Here is a 20,007-nt window from a genome sequence, read left to right on the forward strand (position 1 = left end):
TCTGGACCCGTTCGGTTCGAGCCTGTCGAAAATGGTTCTCGACGGCGCTTCTCGACTTTGCTCGAAGCTGCTCGAACCGAACGGAGGTTGAGCTGATTAGCGCCGTGCCCTACGCGAGGTAGGGCGTTGCCGCAAGGATTTGCCGCGCGGCGTCGCAGTCCCTGGCGATCTGGGCGGTGAGCGCCTCCAGCCCTTCATATTTCGCTTCCGGCCGCAGATAGTCGATCAGTTGCACGTCAATGCACTGGCCGTAGAGGCTTTCGGCGAAATCGAAGAAATGTGGCTCCAGCAGTTCCTTGGGCGGATCGAAGCTGGGGCGGATGCCAAGGTTCGCGGCACCGTCCAGCACGCGGCCGTCGGGCAGGATCCCGCGCACGGCATAGATGCCGTAAGCCGGGCGGAGATAATGGTCGAGATCGATATTGGCCGTCGGAAAGCCGATCGTGCGCCCCAGCTTGTCCCCATGCTGTACAATGCCCTGGATTGCGAAGGGTCGCGTAAGGAGCCTGGTCGCGGTCGAGCAGTCCCCCGCCCGCAACGCTTCCCGCACGCGGCTGGACGAGACGGCAATGCCTTGACCGTCCGTGACGGCGGGCACCGCTTCGACGCCCATGCCCCAGTCGGAGCCAAGATCGGCCAGGGTCTGGATCGTCCCGCTACGCCCCTGGCCGAAGGTGAAATCCTGCCCGGTGACGACGCCCGCGACACCCATGCCGCGCACCAGCAGTTCGACAAAATGCTCCGGGTCGAGCGAAGCGAGCTGGCGCGTGAAGGCGAAGACGAGCATCGCGTCGGCACCAGCGCGCGCGAACAGCTTCTGGCGCTGGTCGAGCGTCGTCAGGCGGAAAAAGGGAGTTTCGGGCCGGAACAGCCGCATCGGATGCGGATCAAAAGTGGCGACAATGACCGGCCGCCCTTCTGCGCGGGCGCGGGCGATCGCCCTGCCCACGACCGCCTGGTGGCCGAGGTGAAATCCATCGAAATTGCCCAGCGCCATGATGCTGCCGCGCAGATGCGCGGGGATCGGGGCACCGCTTTCCAGCCGCTCCATGGCGCAGCCTATAGGCAGCTACCCCGGCGCTGGCAATGCAGCTTCACCGGGCGGATAGGGGACGGAAGGTGACGAAGCTGTAGGGGGGATAGCCGTCCTCGGCGCCATGATCCTGCCGGTCGACTTCCCGCCAGCGGGCGGGGTCGGGATAGGCGATCGCGGCATCGCCCTGAGCGTCCATATGGACTTCTGTCAGTTCGATGCGGTCGGCGCGGGGCAGGAAAAGATCGTAGATCTGCGCGCCGCCGATCACCATGACGGCCGGCGCGTCGGCGATGCGGATGGCGTCCTCTACGTCATGCGCGACCTGCGCGCCCGATGCGTGCCATTCGCGATCACGGGTCAGCACGATATGGCGCCGGCGGGGGAGCAGGCCGGGCAGGCTGTCGAACGTCTTGCGCCCCATCACCATGGGATGGCCAAGTGTCAGCGCCTTGAAATGTTTGAGGTCCGCGGGCAGGCGCCAGGGCAGGCCCCCGTCCCGGCCGATGACGCCATTGTCGGCGCGGGCGAGGACCAGAACAATCTCCGGCGCGGCGGTCACAGCGTCAGGCGGGTGACATGACCCATCTTGCGGCCCGGACGCGCTTCATGCTTGCCATAAAGGTGCAGATGTTCGACCGGGTCCGACAGGATCGCCTGCCAGTCGTTCGCCTGCGCGCCGATGAGGTTGCGCATCCGCGCCCCCGCCGCCGCGAGACAGGTTTCGCCCAGCGGCAGTCCGCAGACGGCGCGGACATGATTTTCGAACTGGCTGGTGACGGCGCCTTCGATCGTCCAGTGCCCGCTATTGTGAACGCGCGGCGCCATTTCGTTGAAAACCGGCCCGTCCGCGCTGGCGAAAAATTCCAGCGTCAGCACGCCGACATAGTCGAGCGCCGCCGCCACCTGCGCCGCGAGTGTGCGCGCGGCGTCCACCTGTCGCTGGATAAGGGCGCCGGCCGGCACGGTCGAGGTCGACAATATGCCGTCGACATGGACATTGGCAGGCGAATCCCAGAAGCGGATCTCGCCGCCCACCCCGCGTACCAGAATGACGGAAAACTCCTCCTCAAAGGTCACGAAGCCTTCCAGGATGGCGCTCTGCCGGCCGATGGCGTTCCAGGCGCCCACGGCATCGCCCGGTTCGGTCAGGCGCGCCTGCCCCTTGCCGTCATAGCCCATGCGGTTGGTCTTGAGAACGGCGCGACTGCCGATCTGCTCAATCGCGCTTTCCAGCTCGTCGAGGCTTTCGACCGGCGCGAAAGGGGCGGTGAGGCCGCCGAGATCAGAGACGAAACGCTTTTCCGCGATCCGGTCCTGCGCCACGCGCAGCGCCTGCGCGCCGGGGCGAACAAGGCCGTGGGTGGCCAGCACCTCGATGGCGGCGGGATCGATATTCTCGAACTCGTAGGTGACGACATCGACGCCGTCGGCGAAAGCGGCGAGCGCCCCGCCATCCTCATAGGCGCCCTGCGTCCAGCGCGGGGACACATCGGCGGCAGGGCCGCTCGTTTCCGGGGCGTAGATATGCGTGCGGTAGCCCAGCTGGGCGGCGGCGATGGCGATCATCCGGCCGAGCTGGCCGCCGCCGAGAATGCCGATGGTGGAGCCGGGCGGAATGGTCGTCATCTTATTCGGGCGTGTCCGCTACGTCGTTGGTCTGCTTTTCGCGCCACATGTCGAGCCGCTCGGCCAGTTCGCTGTCGCTGGTGGCGAGGATGGAGGCGGCGAGCAACGCCGCGTTGATCGCGCCCGGCTTGCCGATGGCAAGCGTGCCCACAGGAATCCCGCCGGGCATCTGGACGATCGACAGCAGCGAATCCATCCCCTTGAGCGCCTTGGATTCGACCGGAACGCCCAGCACCGGCAGGCGGGTCATCGACGCGGCCATGCCCGGCAGATGCGCTGCGCCCCCCGCCCCGGCGATGATGACTTTCAGCCCGCGCCCGACCGCGCCTGTCGCATAGTCGTAGAGACGCTGCGGCGTGCGATGGGCGGACACCACCTTGCATTCATGCGGTACGCCCAGCGCAGCCAGGGTTTCGGCGGCGTTGCGCATCGTATCCCAGTCCGACCGGGACCCCATGATGATGCCGACTGCGGGCGCTGTACTGGCGGCGCTCATTTTTCCTGCTTCCCCTGATCCCGCGGCCTTGAAAAGCCGCTCGGAAAGCAATGCCCCTTAGCGGCAGGACCGCTGCGGGGCAATGCGGGATGTACGATCGAATATCCATTCCGTACGGTCCACACCGTTCGGAAGGAAAGGCTTACCGCTCCGAAAGATAATAGCGGTCCTTCGCCGTCAGATCATCGTCGAGTTCATAGACGATCGGTTGGCCGGTCGGAATTTCCAGCTCGGTGATCTCGTCGTCGGGGATGCCCGACAGATGCTTGACCAGGGCGCGCAGCGAATTGCCGTGGGCAGAGATGAGCACCCGCTTGCCGGCCTTCAGCTCCGGCGCGATCCGGCTTTCCCAATAGGGCAATACCCGCGCGATCGTGTCCTTGAGCGATTCGGTCGACGGAATGGCAATGCCGGCATAGCGGCGGTCCTTTGACAGATCGAACTCGCTGCCCGCCTCCAGCGGCGGGGGCGGCACGTCGAAGCTGCGGCGCCAGATCTTGACCTGCGCGTCGCCATGCTTGGCCGCCGTTTCCGCCTTGTCGAGGCCGGTGAGGCCACCATAATGGCGTTCATTCAGGCGCCAGTCCTTTTCGACCGGAAGCCATAGCCGGCCCATCTCCTCCAGCGCCAGGTTCAGAGTCTTGATCGCCCGGGTCTGGAAGGAGGTAAAGCACTGGTCGAAGTCCAGACCCTTTTGCGCCATCATCCGCCCTGCTTCGCGCGCTTCCTCCGCGCCCTTTTCGGTCACGTCCACATCCCACCAGCCGGTGAAGCGATTTTCCAGATTCCAGGCCGACTGGCCGTGACGGATAAGAACGAGGGTGGGCATGAAACGCGTCTCCTGCGCAAGAGCGGACGATTTGCGCCTTCCCATAACGCGGGAAATCGCGGGCGCAAGCTTGTGTCCCCTGCCCTTCCCCCCACATTGCAGTCGGTCCGGCGATCGGATAGCGCGAAAGCATAGCGGATAAGGAACGGGCATCTTGGCATTTGTAAAGGCGATGTGGCGCATATTGGTCACGATCAAGGACGGGCTGGTCCTGCTGTTCCTGATCGGCTTCTTCGGCCTGCTCTATGCGGCGCTGTCCTGGTCGCCCAGGCCCGCGCGCGCCGTCAGCAGCGGCGCCCTGCTGCTGAAACTGGACGGCTCCATCGTCGAACAACCCGCGGAGATCGACCCGATGAGCCTGCTCACCAGCTCGGGTCCCGAGGCCAAGGAATATCGCCTGTCGGACATCGTCGCCGCGCTCGAAGCAGCGCGGAACGATGGCAAGGTCAAGGCGGTGGTGTTGAACCTGGACGGCTTCCTGGGTGGCGGGCAAGTGGCACTTGCGCGCGTCGGGAAGGCGCTGGACGCGGTGCGGGCAGCGAAAAAGCCGGTCTTCGCCTTCGCCACCATCTATAGCGACGACAGCTACCAGCTCGCCGCGCACGCCAGCGAAACCTGGCTCGACCCGCTGGGCGGCGTCGCCATATTGGGCCGGGGCGGCTCGGGCCTCTACTATAAGGGGCTGATCGACAAGCTGGGCGTCAACACCCATGTCTACCGGGTCGGCACCTACAAGAGCTTCGTCGAACCCTTCATCCGGTCCGACCAGTCGCCCGAGGCGCGTCAGGCCAACCAGGCGCTGGCGGACAGCCTGTGGGATCGCTGGCAGCAGGATGTCGGCAAGGCCCGGCCGCAGGCGCGGCTGACCGCCTATGTGAAAGACCCCGCAGGCGCGGCGACCGCGACCCGCGGCAATCTCGCCAGCGCGGCGATGAGCGCGGGCCTGGTCGACCATCTGGGGGACGAGGCGGCCTTTGGCGAGCGGGTGGCCAAGGTGGCCGGCGATTCATCCGATGACCGGGCCGGCGACTTCGCGACGATCGACCTTGCCACCTATGTCAAAGCCCACAAGCCGGCAAACAGGGGGCAGATCGGCGTCATCACCATCGCCGGAGAAATCGTCGATGGCGAAGGCGGGCCGGGCAAGGCCGCGGGCGACACGATTTCTTCGCTGCTCTACAAGGCGCTGGCCGAACGCGACCTGAAGGCGCTGGTCGTGCGTGTCGATTCGCCGGGCGGATCGGTGATGGCATCGGAAAAAATCCGCCAGGCGATCATGGAGGCCAAGTCGGAAGGTCTGCCGGTGGTCGTGTCGATGGGCAATGTCGCGGCGAGCGGCGGCTACTGGGTCTCCACGCCCGCCGACATGATCTTCGCCGAGCCTGACACCATCACCGGATCGATAGGCGTGTTCGGCATCCTGCCGAGCTTCGAAGGGACGCTGGCCAAGCTGGGCATCACCACCGATGGCGTGCGCACCACGCCCCTCTCCGGCCAGCCCGACATCTTCGGCGGCACCACGCCCGAATTCGACCGCATCATGCAGATGGGCGTCGAGGACATGTATGGCCGCTTTATCGGCCTGGTCGCCAAGGCGCGGCACAAGACGCCGCAGCAGGTCGATGCCGTCGCGCAGGGCCGGGTATGGGACGGCGGCACGGCGCGCCAGATCGGGCTGGTGGATCGTTTCGGCGGATTGGAGGATGCGATCGCCGAATCGGCCCGTCGGGCGAAGATCGATCCCGCGAAGGCCAGAGCCTACAGGATCGAGAAGGAACCGGACAAGTTCGTCGAGTTCATCCAGTCGCTGGCCGACCGAAAGGATGACGACGCCGACGCGCCCCGCGACATGCTGAGCCGGCAGGCCATGATTCAGCGCCGCTGGGCACTACAGGCGGTGGCGGACGTCCGGGCGATGTTGGGCAACGCCGGCGTGCGCGCCGACTGCCTGGAATGCCGGGGCTATGGCGCGCCGCGCGCGTCGACCAGGGCGGACGAGCACGGCCTGATGGCGATGCTGGCGGGATTGCTCAGATAAAGGAGCGGCGGGTTCCGCCAATAGCCGATACGGGCGACATGGTTGAACCCGTTCACCTATCATCGGGTCGCGGACGTCCCGCTCCGTCATATTCCGGCAAACCCAATCCCCGCCAGATCGCCACCGCGCGCAGCGCAAATCCCAGCAGCGCCGCGATCACGCCGGCAGTTGGCACATCCAGCCCCCACCAGCGCAGCAGGACGAACAGGCCGGAGGCGAGGGCGGCGGCGGTTACGTAGAGTTCGGGCCGCAACAGGATGGAGGGCTCGTGTGCCAGCAGGTCACGCATGATGCCGCCGACGCAGCCGGTCACGACGCCCATGAGGGCTGCCGTGAAAGGCGGGATATCGTAGCTCAGCGCCTTGGCCGCGCCGAAAGCGGCGAACGCAGCCAGCCCCACCGCATCGAGCCAGTCCAGCGCGCGGTCACTCCAGAGCCGGCGCGGCGTGAACCAGACCAGCAGCGCGGCTACCATGCACGCCATGGCCGGCATCGGATCATGGACCCAGAACACCGGCGCGCCGATCAGCAGGTCGCGCACCGTGCCTCCCCCCACCCCTGTCACCAGCGCGAAGAAGGCGAAGGTGACCAGCGTCTGCCGCAGCCGTGCCGCGGCCAACGCCCCCGACGCGGCAAAGACGAATGTCCCGACGATGCCCAGCGTTTCAAGCACGGGGCCGATCTGGGCCGGAAAGGCGTGGGGCGATGAAAGCATGCTGGTAGCGCCGATCTGGAGGGAGCCGGGGGCAGAAGATCCTCCCTAGGCAGGGTGCGTCCAGGCAGAGTCGGGCGCGGCATTTGTACGGCCTCGTCCGGCCGCTGCCCTTTCCCTGCCCATCATTGGCGGCAGCGCGCGATCGAGCCAGTCAGCGGCCACGCGGTCGCGAGCAGCCGCCCCGGCCCTGCGCGCCCGTCATTGCCATGTTACCTGGCGAGTTCGGCCTCGATCGCGGAGATCAGCGCCGGGTCGTCCGGGGTGGTGTCGGGGGCGAAGCGGGCGGCGACCGTACCGTCCTTGGCGATCACGAACTTCTCAAAATTCCAGAGCACTTCCGGTGCCTCGGTCGGGGTCATACCATAGCCCTTGAGCTTTTCCCGAAAGGCATCGCCCTCCCCCTGGGCTTTGGGCTGGGCGCTGGTGAGCGCGGCGTAAAGCGGATGCTTTTCGGGGCCGGTCACGACGATCTTTTCAAACATCGGGAAGTCCACACCGAAATTGGTGGTGCAGAAATTCGCGATTTCGTCATTGCTGCCCGGCTCCTGCGCGCCGAAATCATTGGCGGGGAAGCCGGCGACTACCAGCCCCTTGTCCTTATAGTCGCCGTAAAGCTTTTCCAGCCCCTCATATTGCGGAGTGAGGCCGCATTTCGACGCCACGTTGACCGCCAGCACCACCTTGCCGGCATAATCGGCGAGGCTGGAATCGGAACCCTTGATGGTCTTGAGCGGGATATTTTGAATATCGGTCATGATCGGTTCCTGTTTAAGGGGATGGTCGGCGCGGACCTTGCCATCATATCGCCGCGCCGAAAAGCCTGCCCGCGCCCGCCGTGATCACCATCGCGAGAACGCCCCAGAAAAGGACGCGGCCGATTGACCGGGCCGTGCCGCCGCCTCCAAGCTTCGCTCCGGCATATCCGAGCAGCGCCAGACACAGCAGGGAGGTCAGGACGACCGCGATAATAGCGCTCGATCCCGGACTGGCCACCGCCGCGAGGACGGGCGCAAAGGCGCCGGCAGAAAAAGTGGCGGCCGATGTCAGCGCCGCCTGTATCGGCCGCGCGGTGCTGACCTCGGAAATGCCCAATTCGTCGCGGGCGTGGGCGGCGAGCGCGTCGGCATCCATCAGCTGCCTCGCCACCTGCCCGGCAAGATCAACCGACAGGCCACGATCGACATAGATGTCGCGCAGTTCCTGCCATTCGACCTCCGGTTGCTGGTGGAGCGCCTTCCTTTCCTTGGCAAGGTCAGCCCGCTCTGTATCCGACTGGGCGCTGACGGACACATATTCCCCGGCAGCCATGGACATGGCGCCGGCGAACAGCGCGGCTATGCCCGACAGGAGGATGGTGTCGCGAGAGGCGCCCGACGCGGCTATGCCGGTCAGCAGGCTGGCGGTCGACACGATGCCGTCATTGGCGCCCAGCACGGCCGCGCGCAGCCAGCCGACCCGGTTGACGTAATGGACGGCATGATGGCCATCGATGATGTCGCTGTCCCCCATCGCGGCAGACTGTTCCATGCGCCTTTTCCCCTGTTGGCAATCTAGCTTGCCAGACCTTCGGCCTTTTCCGCAAGCTCCAGCCAGCGTTCCTCGGCGGCGTCCTTTTCGGCGCGCGCTTTTTCGATCGCCTTGGTCAGAGCGTCGAACCTCTGGGGATCGCGGCTGTAGAGGCCGGAGTCGGACAGCACGGCTTCATCCCGGGCTATCGCCGCCTCGATCTCCTCGATCAGGCCTGGCAGCAGGTCAAGATCGCGCTGATCCTTGTAGCTGAGCTTGGTCGACGCGCTTCTGGGCGGCGGCGCGGCGGCGGTCTTCTTTTCCACCCTGGGCGCGTTCCTGGGCTGGCGCTTGGCGACCCAGTCGGCATAGCCGCCCACGATGACGTCGATCGTGCCCGACCCGTCAAGACCCAGCGTCACCGTGACCGTGCGGTCGAGAAAATCGCGGTCGTGGCTGACGATCAGAACGGTGCCGTCATAGTCGGCGATCACCTCCTGCAGCAGGTCGAGCGTTTCGAGGTCAAGGTCGTTGGTCGGCTCGTCCAGCACCAGCAGGTTCGATTCGCGTGCGAATTCGCGCGCGAACAGCAGCCGCGACCGCTCGCCGCCCGACAGCGTCCCGACCCGCGCCTCGGCCAGCGAGGGATCGAACAGGAATTCCTTCAGATAGCCATGGACATGCTTGCGCGTGCCCCGCACGTCGATCCAGTCGCCGCCCTCGGCCAGCACGTCGCGCACCCGCTTGTCCGGCTGCATGAGGCTGCGCTGCTGGTCGATGAAGATCATGTCCAGCGACTTGGCCTGCCGAACCTGACCGCTGTCGGGCGCGAGTTCGCCGGTGAGCAGCTTCAGCAGCGTCGTCTTGCCCGCACCATTGCCGCCGACGATACCGATTCGGTCGCCGCGCTGGATGCGCAGGGAAAAGTCCTTGATGACCGCGCGGTCACCGAACTGCTTTGTCACCTGTTCGGCGGCGATGACGCTCCTGGTCTTGCTGTCGTCGGCGGCAACGGCAATCTTCGCCACCCCCTGCGGCCCGACCATCGCGGCGCGCTGGGCCCGCATTTCCCAGAGTTTGGACAGCCTACCCTGGTTGCGCTTGCGCCGGGCGGTGACGCCACGTTCAAGCCAGTGCGCCTCGATCTTGAGCTTGGCGTCCAGCTTTTCGGCGGCGCGGGACTCCTCGGCATAGACCGCTTCCATCCACTCTTCGAAGCCGCCGAAGCCGATCTCGTTGCGACGGATGCCGCCGCGGTCCAGCCACAGCGTCTGGCGCGTCAGGCGGGTGAGGAAGGCGCGATCGTGGCTGATGACGATGAAGGCGCCGGCATAGCGGCCGAGCCATCCTTCCAGCCAGTCGATCGCGTCGATGTCCAGATGGTTAGTCGGCTCGTCGAGCAGCAAGAGGTCGGGCTGGCTCGCCAGGGCACGGGCGATGGCGGCGCGGCGCCGCTCGCCGCCCGAGGCTGTGGCAGCATCGCGGCCAAGGTCGGTGCCAAGCTGGCTGGCGATCGCCTCTACCTCATGGGCGGGGGGCGCGAAATCGCCCGCCAGCGCGAAATCGCGCAGCGTGGCGAAGCCGGCGACGTCGGGGTCCTGCTCCAGCATGATGACCCTTGCCCCCGGGCGAACCGACCGCGTGCCTTCGTCCGGCTCGATCAGTCCGGCGATGAGCTTCAGCAGCGTCGTCTTGCCCGCGCCGTTGCGACCGATCAGCGCCAGCCGATCCCGCTCGCCGACGAAAATGTCGAGATGACGGAAAAGCCAATGGGTGCCCTGGCTGAGGCCAAGATCTTCGAAGGACAGGATGGGTGCGGCCATGGCGGTGCAGCTAGTTGTTCCGGCGCGTCGGGGCAAGGGCCGTGGGAACCACAAGCTGTCACAAGGCTTTCAACGCATGTCAGCAACCATTCATCGCTGCCGTTACAAACAGGCACGCGCAGCATTTCCAAGGAGACAAGCCTCATGAAGTCCGCACTCGCCCTGATGGCGCTCGCCGCCACGGCACTGCCGGCCGCCGCGATCGCGCAAACCAGTGTGACCATCGCGGAAACGGCGCCTGTCGTGACGCTGAATGTCACCCAGACGGTGGAGGCAACGCCCGACCAGGCGCAGGTCAGCACCGGGGTCCAGACCCGCGCCCCTACCGCCACCCAGGCGATGCGCGACAATGCGACGAAGATGGATGCGCTGATCGCGGCGCTCGCCAAGGCCGGCATTCCAAAGAAGGACATCCAGACGAGCGGCATCAACCTGTCCGCCCAATATGATTATAGCGACCGTCCGGGCCAGCCGGCGGGCCCCCGCTTCATCGGTTATGAAGCGTCCAACCAGCTGAGCGTCAAACTGCGCGACATCAGGAAGGTCGGCACGCTGCTCGACACGATGGTCGAAGCGGGCGCGACCAACATCAACGGCCCGACCTTTTCGATCAGCGATCCCTCGCCGATGCTGGCCCAGGCCCGCGCGGCAGCCTTGACGAGCGCCAAGGCGCAGGCCGACTATTATGCCCAGGCAGCGGGCTACCGTTCCGCTCGCCTCGTTTCGATCGCGGAAAGCAGCAGCGGCGGCAATCCGCCCATGCCGATGCTGACCGCCCGGTTCAAGGATTCGGCGCAGGCCGCAACGCCCGTGGAGCCGGGACAGGTGGGTTCGTCGGTCAATCTGACCGTGCAATATGCGCTGGAACGGTGACGCGCCATTCACCACCTGTTCAATGCTTGGAGCCTATGGCATGGCTCCATGAAGATGACGCAGAAAAGCCTGATTGCCGGCCTTGGCGCCATTGCGGCGATGCTGGCCGCGCCTGTCGCCACTCATGCGGGGCAGCGCGGCGAGCAGGATGCCGCCCGGCGGGCGATGCTGGACGGGGAGACAATGCCCTTCTCGCTGATCAAGCGCCGGGTCGATACCGCCATGGGGGGCGCCACCTATCTTGGCGCCGAATTCAACCCGGCCTCCAACCGCTATCGCCTGAAATATGTGAAGGACGGCAAGGTCGTTTGGGTTGATGCGGACGGGCGCACAGGTGATATAACCGGCTGGGCGCGGTAATCCGCGCGCCACGAAAACAACAGGAAAAACGGGGCATATGCGTCTACTGATCGTCGAAGATGAACCGAGCCTCGGACAACAGCTGCGCAACACGCTGGAGGGCGCGGGCTATGCCGTAGATCTTGCCACCGATGGCGAGGACGGGCATTTTCTGGGTGCAACCGAAAGCTATGACGCGGTGGTGCTGGATCTGGGACTGCCCACAATCGACGGCCTTACCGTGCTTGACCGCTGGCGCAAGGAAGGGCGCGGCTTTCCGGTGCTGGTGCTTACCGCGCGCGATAGCTGGTCGGACAAGGTCGCGGGCCTTGATGCTGGCGCCGACGACTATCTGGCCAAACCGTTCCAGAGCGAGGAACTGATCGCCCGCCTGCGCGCGCTCATTCGCCGCGCGTCGGGCAACGCGTCCAGCGAACTGACCGCCGGCGACGTGCGACTGGACACGCGGTCGGGCAAGGTGACGCTGAAGGGCGAGCCGGTGAAGCTGACGGCGCAGGAATATAAGCTGCTGTCCTATCTGTTGCACCACAAGGGCAAGGTGGTCAGCCGCACCGAGTTGATCGAACATATCTACGATCAGGATTTCGATCGCGACTCCAACACCATCGAAGTGTTCGTGACGCGCATCCGCAAGAAGCTGGGCGCTGATGTCATCACGACCATTCGCGGCCTGGGGTACAGCCTGGACGAGCCGGGGCGGTAAGATACCCTTTCCCCATCCCCGCGGTTCACGCCGATTCGAGCTTTCCGGGAAGCGATGTCGAGAAGGCTTCTCGACAAGGTCGAACTGAACGGCGAGGGATAGAACGGCATGGCCACCCCATCCCTCCCCTCGGTCCGGTCCACCGGATCATTGAGCCGCCGCATGATCGGCATCGCGGCGCTGTGGATCAGCCTGTTGCTGCTGGGCGGTGGTCTGGCGCTCGACCGGGTGCTGTCGGACGCGGTAACGCGCAATTTCGACGACGGGCTCAATTATGTCCTGACGGCGATGATCGCCTCTGCCGAGATCGGCCCGGACGGCGAAGTGCTGTTCAATCGCCCGCTCGCGGACCAGCGATTCCTCGAGCCCAATAGCGGGCTTTATTACCAGATCAGCGCCAAGGGACATGAGGACTGGCGCTCGCGGTCGCTGTGGGACCGGGCGCTCAAGGTAGCGCCCGACCATCAGGATCGCGGTTTCCACGTCTATGACAGCAAGCAGTTCCCCGATGAGGACCTGCGCATCATGGAACGGACGATCATCCTGCCCGGATCGAGCACGCGCTGGATGTTCATGGTGGCTGCGGCGCGCTCTGGCCTTGATGCCCAGATCACCACGCTGCGCTCCACTTTGACCAAGAGCTTCGCGCTGCTGGCGCTGGGCTTGATTGTCCTCACGACGCTCCAGACGCTCTACGGCCTGCGCCCGCTCCGGCGGGTACGCAAGGAAATCGTGCGGATGCGCGCGGGGGAAAAGAACCGCGTGACCGATCCCATGCCCTCGGAAGTCATTGCGATGGTGGAAGAACTGAACGCCCTGCTCGCCCATAATGAGCGACAGGCCGAAGAGGCGCGCACCCATGCGGGCAACCTGGCTCACGCGCTCAAGACGCCGCTGACCGTCATCATGAATGCCGCGACCGCGAAAGCGCCCGATCTGGGAGACACAGTGATCCGCGAGGCGACCACGATGCGGCGACAAGTCGATCACCACCTCGCCCGGGCGCGCGCTGTCGGGCGGCGCGGAGCGGCGCAAAGCCGGGCCGATGTGTGGCAGAGCCTGGAGGCGGTGGAGCGCGCGGTACAACGCCTTTATCCCGACGTGCGGATCGACATGGACGGCGACAAGAGCGCCTCGGTCCGCGTCGAACGACAGGACCTTGACGAAATGCTCGGCAACCTGATCGAAAACGCAGCCAAATATGGCGGCGGCAGCGTGTTCGCGACGGTAAGGCAGAACGGCCGCATAGTCGAGATATGGGTAGAAGACGACGGCCGGGGCATTCCCGAGGCGGAACGCACCCGCATTTTCGATCGGGGCGTACGGCTCGATTCGGGCAAGCCGGGAACGGGACTTGGTCTGGCTATCGTGCGCGACGTCGCCGAAATCTATGGCGGGTCGGTCGGAATGGAAGAAAGCGAGGATTTGGGCGGCCTGCTGGTACGACTGCGCCTTCCTACGGCTTGATGCGGCTGGTTTATCTTGCCGGCGGTTATGGCGCCCTCGGCCTTGGAGCGCTCGGCATCGTCCTTCCACTGCTACCAACCGTGCCGTTCGTGATCCTGGCGGCCTTCTGCTTCGCTCGATCGAACCCGGCGTTGGCAGCCCGACTGATCGATCACCGCCATTTCGGCCCGCATATCCGGCGCTGGAGACAGAAAGGCGTGATCAGCCGCCGTGGGAAGAAGGCGGCGCTCGCCGCCTTCGCGTTCAGCGCGCTGCTGGCAATGTTTCTGTCGCGCCTGCCCTGGTCGCTGATCGCGCTGGCGGCAGCGGTGATCGGCGGCACATGGATCTGGACCCGGCCGGAAGACGAAGGACCCTGACCGGCCCAAGTCCGCCAGGCGAAGCGTCAGTTCATCGCCAGGATCATGTTGCGGACCTGGGGGAAAACCTCCTTCTCCCATTTGCGACCGGAAAAGACGCCATAATGACCCGCGCCGATCTGAAGGTGATGACGCTTGAGGTGGGGGCGAAGGCCGGTACAGAGCGAATGGGCCGCAGCCGTCTGACCTACCGCACAGATATCGTCCCGCTCCCCTTCGACCGTCAGCAGCGCGGTGCTGCGGATCGCGCCGGGATTGACCAGCCTGCCCCGATGGGTCAATTCGCCCTTCGCCAGCAAGGTGCGCTGGAATACCCGATCCACGGTTTCAAGATAGAATTCCGCCGTCATGTCCAGGACGGCGAAATATTCATTATAGAAGCTTTTGATCTTTTCCGCCTCGTCGTCCTTGCCGTCCGCCAGCAGCTGATACAGCTCACGATGCTGGGCGCCATGACGCTCAAGGTTCATGGACATGAAGGCGGACAGTTGCAGGAAGCCGGGATAGACGCGGCGCCCAGCACCGCGATAGCGCATTGGCACCCCCGTGATCAGATTGCGTTCGAACCAGTCGACGGGCCGCTCGCTGGAAAGGTCGTTGACCACCGTCGGCGCGGCATTGGGATCGATGGGACCGCCCATCAGCGTCATCGATCGGGGGGTTGCGGGATCTCCATCTTCCGCCATCAGCGCCACCGCCGCGAAGGCCGGCACGCAGGGCTGGCAGACCGACAGGATGTGCGCACCCGGCCCCATATCCTGCAGAAAGGTGATCACATAGTCGATATAATCATCGAAGCCGAACCGGCCATCGGCCAGCGGCACATCGCGCGCATTCTTCCAGTCGGTGATATAGACGTCATGGTCGCGCAGCAGCGTCTGCACCGTGCTGCGCAGCAGGGTCGAGAAATGGCCCGACATCGGGGCCACCAGCAACACGCGCGGCTGTTCGGTTTCGACATCGTCCTTGGCGAAGTGCAGAAGGTTGCCGAACGGCAGATCCAGCAGCACTTCCTCTCGCACCGCAACCAGCGCGTTCCCGCAGCGCACCTGATTTATGTTATAATCCGGCCGCTTATGCGTCAGTTTGGCGCCCTGAAACACGTCCATGAGGGCAAACATCCGCCGGGACATCGGCCAGTCAGCCACCGGACCGATACGATCCCGCATGTTCAGAGCCATCTGAGCGCCAAGTCGAGCAGGAGCCAGCATGTCGTCGAAGGCTTGATATCCGCTATACAACATATTCATACTATGAAGTGCGCCCCAAAATGTTCCCGCCATGCGATTCGGTGTTGGACATTCGTATACCGGTTTTACCTATTGCACCGCATCAAATTTAATGGAAGTTAAGAGCCTCAGGGAGGAATGCCATGGCGGTCGCTGAGCTAACTATCTCCAGTAAAACCTATTCTTCCTGGTCGCTGCGGGGATGGCTGCTGTGCCGCCTCGCTGGCCTGCGGATCGTGGAAAAGATGATCGCGCTGGAAAATCTGGAAAATCGGGCGGAATTGCTGCTGTTGACGCCGTCGGTGCTGGTGCCCCGGCTGACGCATGAGGGCGCCAGCGTATGGGACACGCTGGCCATCGCCGAATATCTGCACGAACTTTATCCCAATGCGGGCATGTATCCCAAGGACCGCATCGCCCGGGCACATTGCCGATCGGTATCGGGTGAAATCCATTCCGGCTTCGCCAACCTGCGATCCGCGCTGCCGATGAACCTAAAGGTACGGCATGAGAAATTCCCGATATTTTCGGGCGCGAAGCCGGACATCGAGCGAGTCGAGGCGATCTGGACGGAATGTTTGCAGGATTATGGCGGGCCGTGGCTGTTCGGCGAGGATCCGACTGTCGCCGACGCCATGTTCGCACCGGTCGCCCAGCGCTTCCTGACCTATGCGGTGAAACTCTCACCCCCGGCAGCGGCCTATTGCGAGACCATCAACAGCTGGGACCTGATGCGCGAGTGGATTGACGAGGCTCGCAAGGAAGCGGACGAGGTCGAGGAGCTGGACATCGAATTCTGACGCGTCAGGCGCGCAGATTATCGAGCCACTCGGCAATCATCGCCCGCCCGGCTGCCACCGCACGCGGGCCATGTTCATCATGGTCCCGGCGCAGGGCTATGCCGCACTGCCGGGCGAGGTCGAGATCCGCCCAGAAATGGGCCAGCCAGTCTTCAAAGCGCGGGTCCTCGCCCATTTCCGCATGAAACTGGAGCGCCAGCAGATTGCGCCCGCGCCGGAATGCCTGATGGTCATAAGCCGAACTCGACGCCAGCAGATCGACGCCACGAGGCAGGTCGAACGTATCGCTGTGCCAGTGTAGCACCGGCACGTCGCGCAAATGGCGCAGCGGAGAATCCGCACCCGCTCCATTCAGCGTCACCGGCGCGAAGCCCAGTTCCACCACGTGGCCGGGATAGACCCGGGCGCCCAGCGCAGCCGCGATCATCTGGCTGCCCAGACAGACGCCCAGCGTGGGAAGGTCCTGTTCCAGCCGGGCGGCGAGCTTACCGATCTGAACCGGGATCCACGGATGGGCGTCATGTTCATATACGCCCATCGGCCCGCCCATCATGATCAACAGGTCGGGCGTGCAGAGGTCAACATGGTCGAAATCCGGACTGGCGACGTCGATCCTTTCGATCACATAGCCAGCCGCCTCGATCGGCCGAAGGAACCCCGCGGCTCCCTCCCGCGGCACATGACGGACGATTAGCGCTTTCTTCATTGCTGCGACCATCGGTAGCCAATCATCGTCGCTGTCGCTACCCCAGCGTTTCTTGGACGGGCGATATCCTGCCTATCCTGCCCGGCCCTTGCGGGTCTGACGAATGCGCCACAGCGCCGCGAGGCCGACGCCGCTCCACACGATATTCAGCACCATCGACGGAATGGCGCCGTGCCACCATGTGTTCAGCACGAAAAGGCCCGAACCCAGCACATTCATCGACTGGAAGACCGCGGAACCGCCGGACAGCCGGCCGCTCGACACCAGGATATAGGCGCCGAGCACCAGAATGGCGCCCAGCCAGCCAATGATTTCGATCAACAGGACCACGCCACCCCCTGCCACTGATATGCTCCCGATTCGGCGAGCCGCTCTCGCCTTCGGCTCTGTTTCGGCCGAGGCGGACGAACGATGCCTCGTCACGTCACCGTCAACTGCATGAAAAAAGGGCCCCCTCCTGACAGAGAGAGCCCCTTCCCTTGTTCAACAGCTCAAGCCGCCGTCAGGCAGCCAGCTTGCGCAGCACATATTGCAGGATGCCGCCGTTCAGGAAGTAGTCCAGTTCGTTGACGGTATCGATGCGGCAGAGCGCGGTGAAGGTGAAGGTCGAGCCGTCGGCGCGCGTCACGATCACGTCCACGTCCTGGCGGGGCTTCAGACCGGCAACATTCTGGATGGTGAAGCTTTCATCGCCGGTGAAGCCGAACGTGTCCTTGCTCTCGCCATTCTTGAACTGCAGCGGGAGCACGCCCATGCCGACCAGATTCGAGCGGTGGATGCGCTCGAAGCTTTCGACGATCACGGCGCGAACGCCCAGCAGGTTGGTGCCCTTGGCCGCCCAGTCGCGCGACGATCCGGTGCCATATTCCTTGCCGCCGATGACGACCAGCGGCGTGCCGTCGGCCTTGTGCTTCATCGCCGCGTCATAGATCGGCATGACGTCGCCTTCATAACGGGTCATGCCACCTTCGACGCCGTCCAGCATCAGGTTCTTGATGCGGATATTGGCGAAGGTGCCGCGCATCATGACTTCATGATGACCGCGACGCGCGCCGTAGCTGTTATAGTCGGCCTGTGCGACCTGATGCTCGCTCAGCCACTTGCCGGCGGGCGAGGTCGCCTTGATCGACCCGGCCGGCGAGATGTGGTCGGTGGTGATCGAGTCGCCGAAGATGGCGAGCGGCTTGGCCTCGATGATGTCGGTGACCGGCTTGGGGGTCATGGTCAGCCCTTCGAAATAGGGCGGATTGGCGACGTAGGTCGAGCCCGCGCGCCAGGCGTAGGTGTCGGAACCCGTGACGTCGATCGCCTGCCAGTGCGCGTCGCCCTTGTAGACATTGGCGTAGCGTGCCTGGAACATCGCGCGGTCCATGCAGCCGGCCATGGTGGTGGCGACTTCGTCATTGGTCGGCCAGATGTCCTTGAGATAGACGTCATTGCCGTCCTTGCCCTGGCCGATCGGCGTGGTGATGAAATCTTCGATCACCGTGCCCTTGAGCGCATAGGCGACGACCAGCGGCGGCGAGGCCAGGAAGTTGGCGCGCACGTCAGGCGACACGCGGCCTTCGAAGTTGCGGTTGCCCGAGATCACGGCGGCGGCGACCAGGCCGTTGTCGTTGATCGCCTTGCTGATCGGCTCGGCGAGCGGACCCGAGTTGCCGATGCAGGTCGTGCAGCCATAACCGACCAGGTTGAAGCCGATGGCGTCGAGATGCGACTGCAGGCCGGCCTTTTCCAGATAGTCGGTGACGACCTGGCTGCCGGGCGCGAGCGAGGTCTTGACCCAGGGCTTGGGCTTCAGGCCCAGCTCATTCGCCTTCTTGGCGACGAGGCCGGCGGCGACCAGGACGCCGGGATTCGACGTGTTGGTGCAGCTGGTGATCGCGGCGATCGTGACATCGCCGTCGCCAATGTCGAAATCCTTGCCCTCGACCGGAACGCGCTGCTGCGCTTTCTTGTAGACGTTCGCCATGTCGGCGTTGAACACGTCGTCGACTTCCGGCAGCGACACGCGGTCCTGCGGGCGCTTGGGGCCGGCAAGGCTGGGGACGACCGTGGCGAGGTCCAGTTCCAGCGTGTCGGTGAAGACGAGATCGGCATTCGGGTCGATCCAGAAGCCCTGCTCCTTGGCATAGGCTTCCACCAGCGCGATATTTTCGTCGGTCCGGCCGGTCAGGCGCATATAGTCCAGCGTCTTGTCGTCGATGCCGAAGAAACCGCAGGTCGCGCCATATTCCGGCGCCATGTTGGCGAGCGTCGCGCGGTCGGCGAGCGACAGGCTGGCAAGGCCGGGACCGAAATATTCGACGAAGCGGCCGACCACGCCCTTGGCGCGCAGCATCTGCGTAGCGGTCAGCACCAGGTCAGTGGCCGTAACGCCTTCCTTCAGTTCGCCGATCAGCTTGAAGCCCACGACCTCGGGGATGAGCATGGAAACCGGCTGACCCAGCATCGCGGCTTCAGCTTCGATGCCGCCCACGCCCCAGCCAAGGACGCCCAGGCCGTTGATCATGGTGGTGTGGCTGTCCGTGCCGACGCAGGTGTCGGGATAGGCGACGGTCACGCCGTCGGGGCCTTCGCTGGACCATACCGCCTGCGCGATATTTTCCAGGTTCACCTGATGGCAGATGCCGGTGCCCGGCGGCACGGCGTAGAAGTTGGCGAGCGACTTGGAACCCCACTTGAGGAAGTCGTAGCGTTCCATATTGCGCTGATATTCGATTTCCACATTCTGCTCGAACGCCTTGGGCGTACCGAACTCGTCGACCATGACCGAATGGTCGATGACAAGGTGGACAGGGACCTGCGGATTGATCTTGCTGGCGTCCGCGCCCAGCGCGGTCATCGCGTCGCGCATGGCGGCAAGGTCGACGACGCAGGGTACGCCGGTGAAGTCCTGCATCAGCACGCGCGCGGGGCGATACTGGATTTCCCGCTCTGCCTTGCCCTTGTCATTCTGCCAGTCGACGATCGCCTTGATGTCGTCGGTGGTGACGGTGACGCCATCCTCGAAACGGAGCAGGTTTTCCAGCAGCACCTTCATCGAGAAGGGCAGGCGCGACACATCGCCCAGCTTCGCGGCGGCCTTCTTCAGCGAATAATAGGCAATGTCCTTGCCCCCGACCTTCAAGATGTCGCGCGTGCCGAGTGTGTCCTGTCCGATGGCGGTCATGAGTCGTGCGTCTCCTCGCAGTGGCCCCACCATGGGGAGGAGGATGACGTATTCCACCAGAGGCTCGCCGGACGGCGAACGAGACCGGACGGCAAGGTGGCGGGAATGCGCCCCAACCCATGGCCGAAGCGGGTATGTCCCTTGATGCGCGCCGCCATAGCGCTTGCGCGCCTTGAGTCAATGCGAAGGCGCGAAATGGGACGGTCCGACAATCTTTCTTGTAGACGTGGCTGATCGGCAGGGGATACATTGTTCCCAAGCCGCGTTCT

The 20,007-nt window shown here is 64.6% G+C and carries 20 protein-coding genes; 7 read left to right on the forward strand and 13 right to left on the reverse strand.

Features of this window, described 5'->3' with window-relative positions:
- Positions 1–109: 109 nt before the first annotated feature.
- From AAC640_RS05240 to gpmA, 5 genes are all read right to left on the reverse strand, one after another.
- The gene (locus AAC640_RS05240) at positions 110–1,051 is read right to left on the reverse strand and encodes a bifunctional riboflavin kinase/FAD synthetase (RefSeq protein ID WP_340265052.1); all 942 of its coding nucleotides are present in this window, start codon (positions 1,049–1,051) and stop codon (positions 110–112) included.
- Positions 1,052–1,094: 43 nt separating this feature from the next.
- Positions 1,095–1,595 (reverse strand): dihydrofolate reductase, encoded by a 501-nt coding sequence (locus AAC640_RS05245; protein WP_340265053.1) that lies wholly within the window; start codon positions 1,593–1,595, stop codon positions 1,095–1,097.
- Positions 1,592–2,662, reverse strand: coding sequence for a 5-(carboxyamino)imidazole ribonucleotide synthase (locus AAC640_RS05250; RefSeq protein ID WP_340265054.1), 1,071 nt, complete (start codon positions 2,660–2,662; stop codon positions 1,592–1,594). Before AAC640_RS05250 ends, AAC640_RS05245 begins: the two co-directional genes overlap by 4 nt.
- 1 nt (position 2,663) lies before the next feature.
- A complete protein-coding gene (purE, locus tag AAC640_RS05255; RefSeq protein WP_340265055.1) occupies positions 2,664–3,158 on the reverse strand; it encodes a 5-(carboxyamino)imidazole ribonucleotide mutase in 495 nt (164 codons plus the stop codon).
- Between the two features lie 142 nt (positions 3,159–3,300).
- A complete protein-coding gene (gpmA, locus tag AAC640_RS05260) occupies positions 3,301–3,987 on the reverse strand; it encodes a 2,3-diphosphoglycerate-dependent phosphoglycerate mutase (protein WP_340265056.1) in 687 nt (228 codons plus the stop codon).
- Positions 3,988–4,141: 154 nt separating this feature from the next.
- Between gpmA and sppA the strand changes: the two genes are divergently transcribed.
- The gene (sppA, locus tag AAC640_RS05265; RefSeq protein WP_340265057.1) at positions 4,142–6,025 is read left to right on the forward strand and encodes a signal peptide peptidase SppA; all 1,884 of its coding nucleotides are present in this window, start codon (positions 4,142–4,144) and stop codon (positions 6,023–6,025) included.
- 52 nt (positions 6,026–6,077) lie between these two features.
- On the opposite strand, the gene AAC640_RS05270 is transcribed toward sppA, so the two are convergent.
- From AAC640_RS05270 to AAC640_RS05285, 4 genes are all read right to left on the reverse strand, one after another.
- The gene (locus tag AAC640_RS05270; RefSeq protein WP_340265058.1) at positions 6,078–6,740 is read right to left on the reverse strand and encodes a trimeric intracellular cation channel family protein; all 663 of its coding nucleotides are present in this window, start codon (positions 6,738–6,740) and stop codon (positions 6,078–6,080) included.
- A 209-nt stretch (positions 6,741–6,949) separates the two neighbouring features.
- On the reverse strand, positions 6,950–7,495 hold the full coding sequence (locus tag AAC640_RS05275) for a glutathione peroxidase (protein ID WP_340265059.1): 546 nt from the start codon (positions 7,493–7,495) through the stop codon (positions 6,950–6,952).
- Between the two features lie 43 nt (positions 7,496–7,538).
- A complete protein-coding gene (locus tag AAC640_RS05280) occupies positions 7,539–8,267 on the reverse strand; it encodes a VIT1/CCC1 transporter family protein (RefSeq protein WP_340265060.1) in 729 nt (242 codons plus the stop codon).
- 23 nt (positions 8,268–8,290) lie between these two features.
- Positions 8,291–10,069, reverse strand: a complete 1,779-nt coding sequence (locus AAC640_RS05285; RefSeq protein ID WP_340265061.1) for an ABC-F family ATP-binding cassette domain-containing protein — start codon at positions 10,067–10,069, stop codon at positions 8,291–8,293.
- A gap of 144 nt (positions 10,070–10,213) precedes the next feature.
- Between AAC640_RS05285 and AAC640_RS05290 the strand changes: the two genes are divergently transcribed.
- The 5 genes from AAC640_RS05290 to AAC640_RS05310 all read left to right on the forward strand — a co-directional run bounded on the left by AAC640_RS05290 (position 10,214) and on the right by AAC640_RS05310 (position 13,831).
- On the forward strand, positions 10,214–10,942 hold the full coding sequence (locus AAC640_RS05290) for an SIMPL domain-containing protein (protein WP_340265062.1): 729 nt from the start codon (positions 10,214–10,216) through the stop codon (positions 10,940–10,942).
- A gap of 48 nt (positions 10,943–10,990) precedes the next feature.
- Positions 10,991–11,302 carry a hypothetical protein gene (locus AAC640_RS05295; protein ID WP_422794956.1) on the forward strand — a complete coding sequence of 104 codons (312 nt, stop codon included), beginning with the start codon at positions 10,991–10,993 and terminating at the stop codon, positions 11,300–11,302.
- A 37-nt stretch (positions 11,303–11,339) separates the two neighbouring features.
- A complete protein-coding gene (locus tag AAC640_RS05300; protein ID WP_340265063.1) occupies positions 11,340–12,005 on the forward strand; it encodes a response regulator transcription factor in 666 nt (221 codons plus the stop codon).
- Positions 12,006–12,167: 162 nt separating this feature from the next.
- Positions 12,168–13,472 (forward strand): sensor histidine kinase, encoded by a 1,305-nt coding sequence (locus AAC640_RS05305; protein ID WP_340265349.1) that lies wholly within the window; start codon positions 12,168–12,170, stop codon positions 13,470–13,472.
- Positions 13,469–13,831 (forward strand): YbaN family protein, encoded by a 363-nt coding sequence (locus AAC640_RS05310; protein ID WP_340265064.1) that lies wholly within the window; start codon positions 13,469–13,471, stop codon positions 13,829–13,831. The genes AAC640_RS05305 and AAC640_RS05310 overlap by 4 nt, the downstream gene beginning before the upstream one ends.
- 26 nt (positions 13,832–13,857) lie before the next feature.
- On the opposite strand, the gene AAC640_RS05315 is transcribed toward AAC640_RS05310, so the two are convergent.
- Positions 13,858–15,081 (reverse strand): polyhydroxyalkanoate depolymerase, encoded by a 1,224-nt coding sequence (locus tag AAC640_RS05315; RefSeq protein ID WP_340265065.1) that lies wholly within the window; start codon positions 15,079–15,081, stop codon positions 13,858–13,860.
- A gap of 122 nt (positions 15,082–15,203) precedes the next feature.
- Here AAC640_RS05315 and AAC640_RS05320 point away from each other — a divergent pair, with 122 nt between their 5' ends.
- Complete coding sequence (locus AAC640_RS05320) at positions 15,204–15,860, forward strand: glutathione S-transferase (protein ID WP_340265066.1); 657 nt, start codon at positions 15,204–15,206, stop codon at positions 15,858–15,860.
- Between the two features lie 4 nt (positions 15,861–15,864).
- On the opposite strand, the gene AAC640_RS05325 is transcribed toward AAC640_RS05320, so the two are convergent.
- The 3 genes from AAC640_RS05325 to acnA all read right to left on the reverse strand — a co-directional run bounded on the left by AAC640_RS05325 (position 15,865) and on the right by acnA (position 19,738).
- Entirely contained in the window at positions 15,865–16,566 is a 702-nt protein-coding gene (locus AAC640_RS05325; RefSeq protein ID WP_340265067.1) for a glutamine amidotransferase, read from the reverse strand.
- Positions 16,567–16,638: 72 nt separating this feature from the next.
- Positions 16,639–16,911 carry a CBU_0592 family membrane protein gene (locus AAC640_RS05330; RefSeq protein WP_422794957.1) on the reverse strand — a complete coding sequence of 91 codons (273 nt, stop codon included), beginning with the start codon at positions 16,909–16,911 and terminating at the stop codon, positions 16,639–16,641.
- A 157-nt stretch (positions 16,912–17,068) separates the two neighbouring features.
- Positions 17,069–19,738 carry an aconitate hydratase AcnA gene (acnA, locus tag AAC640_RS05335; RefSeq protein ID WP_340265068.1) on the reverse strand — a complete coding sequence of 890 codons (2,670 nt, stop codon included), beginning with the start codon at positions 19,736–19,738 and terminating at the stop codon, positions 17,069–17,071.
- Between the last annotated feature and the right edge of the window lie 269 nt (positions 19,739–20,007).

Origin of the sequence: Sphingobium mellinum (assembly GCF_037860795.1) — a bacterium.
In the GTDB taxonomy this organism is placed as follows: domain Bacteria; phylum Pseudomonadota; class Alphaproteobacteria; order Sphingomonadales; family Sphingomonadaceae; genus Sphingobium; species Sphingobium mellinum.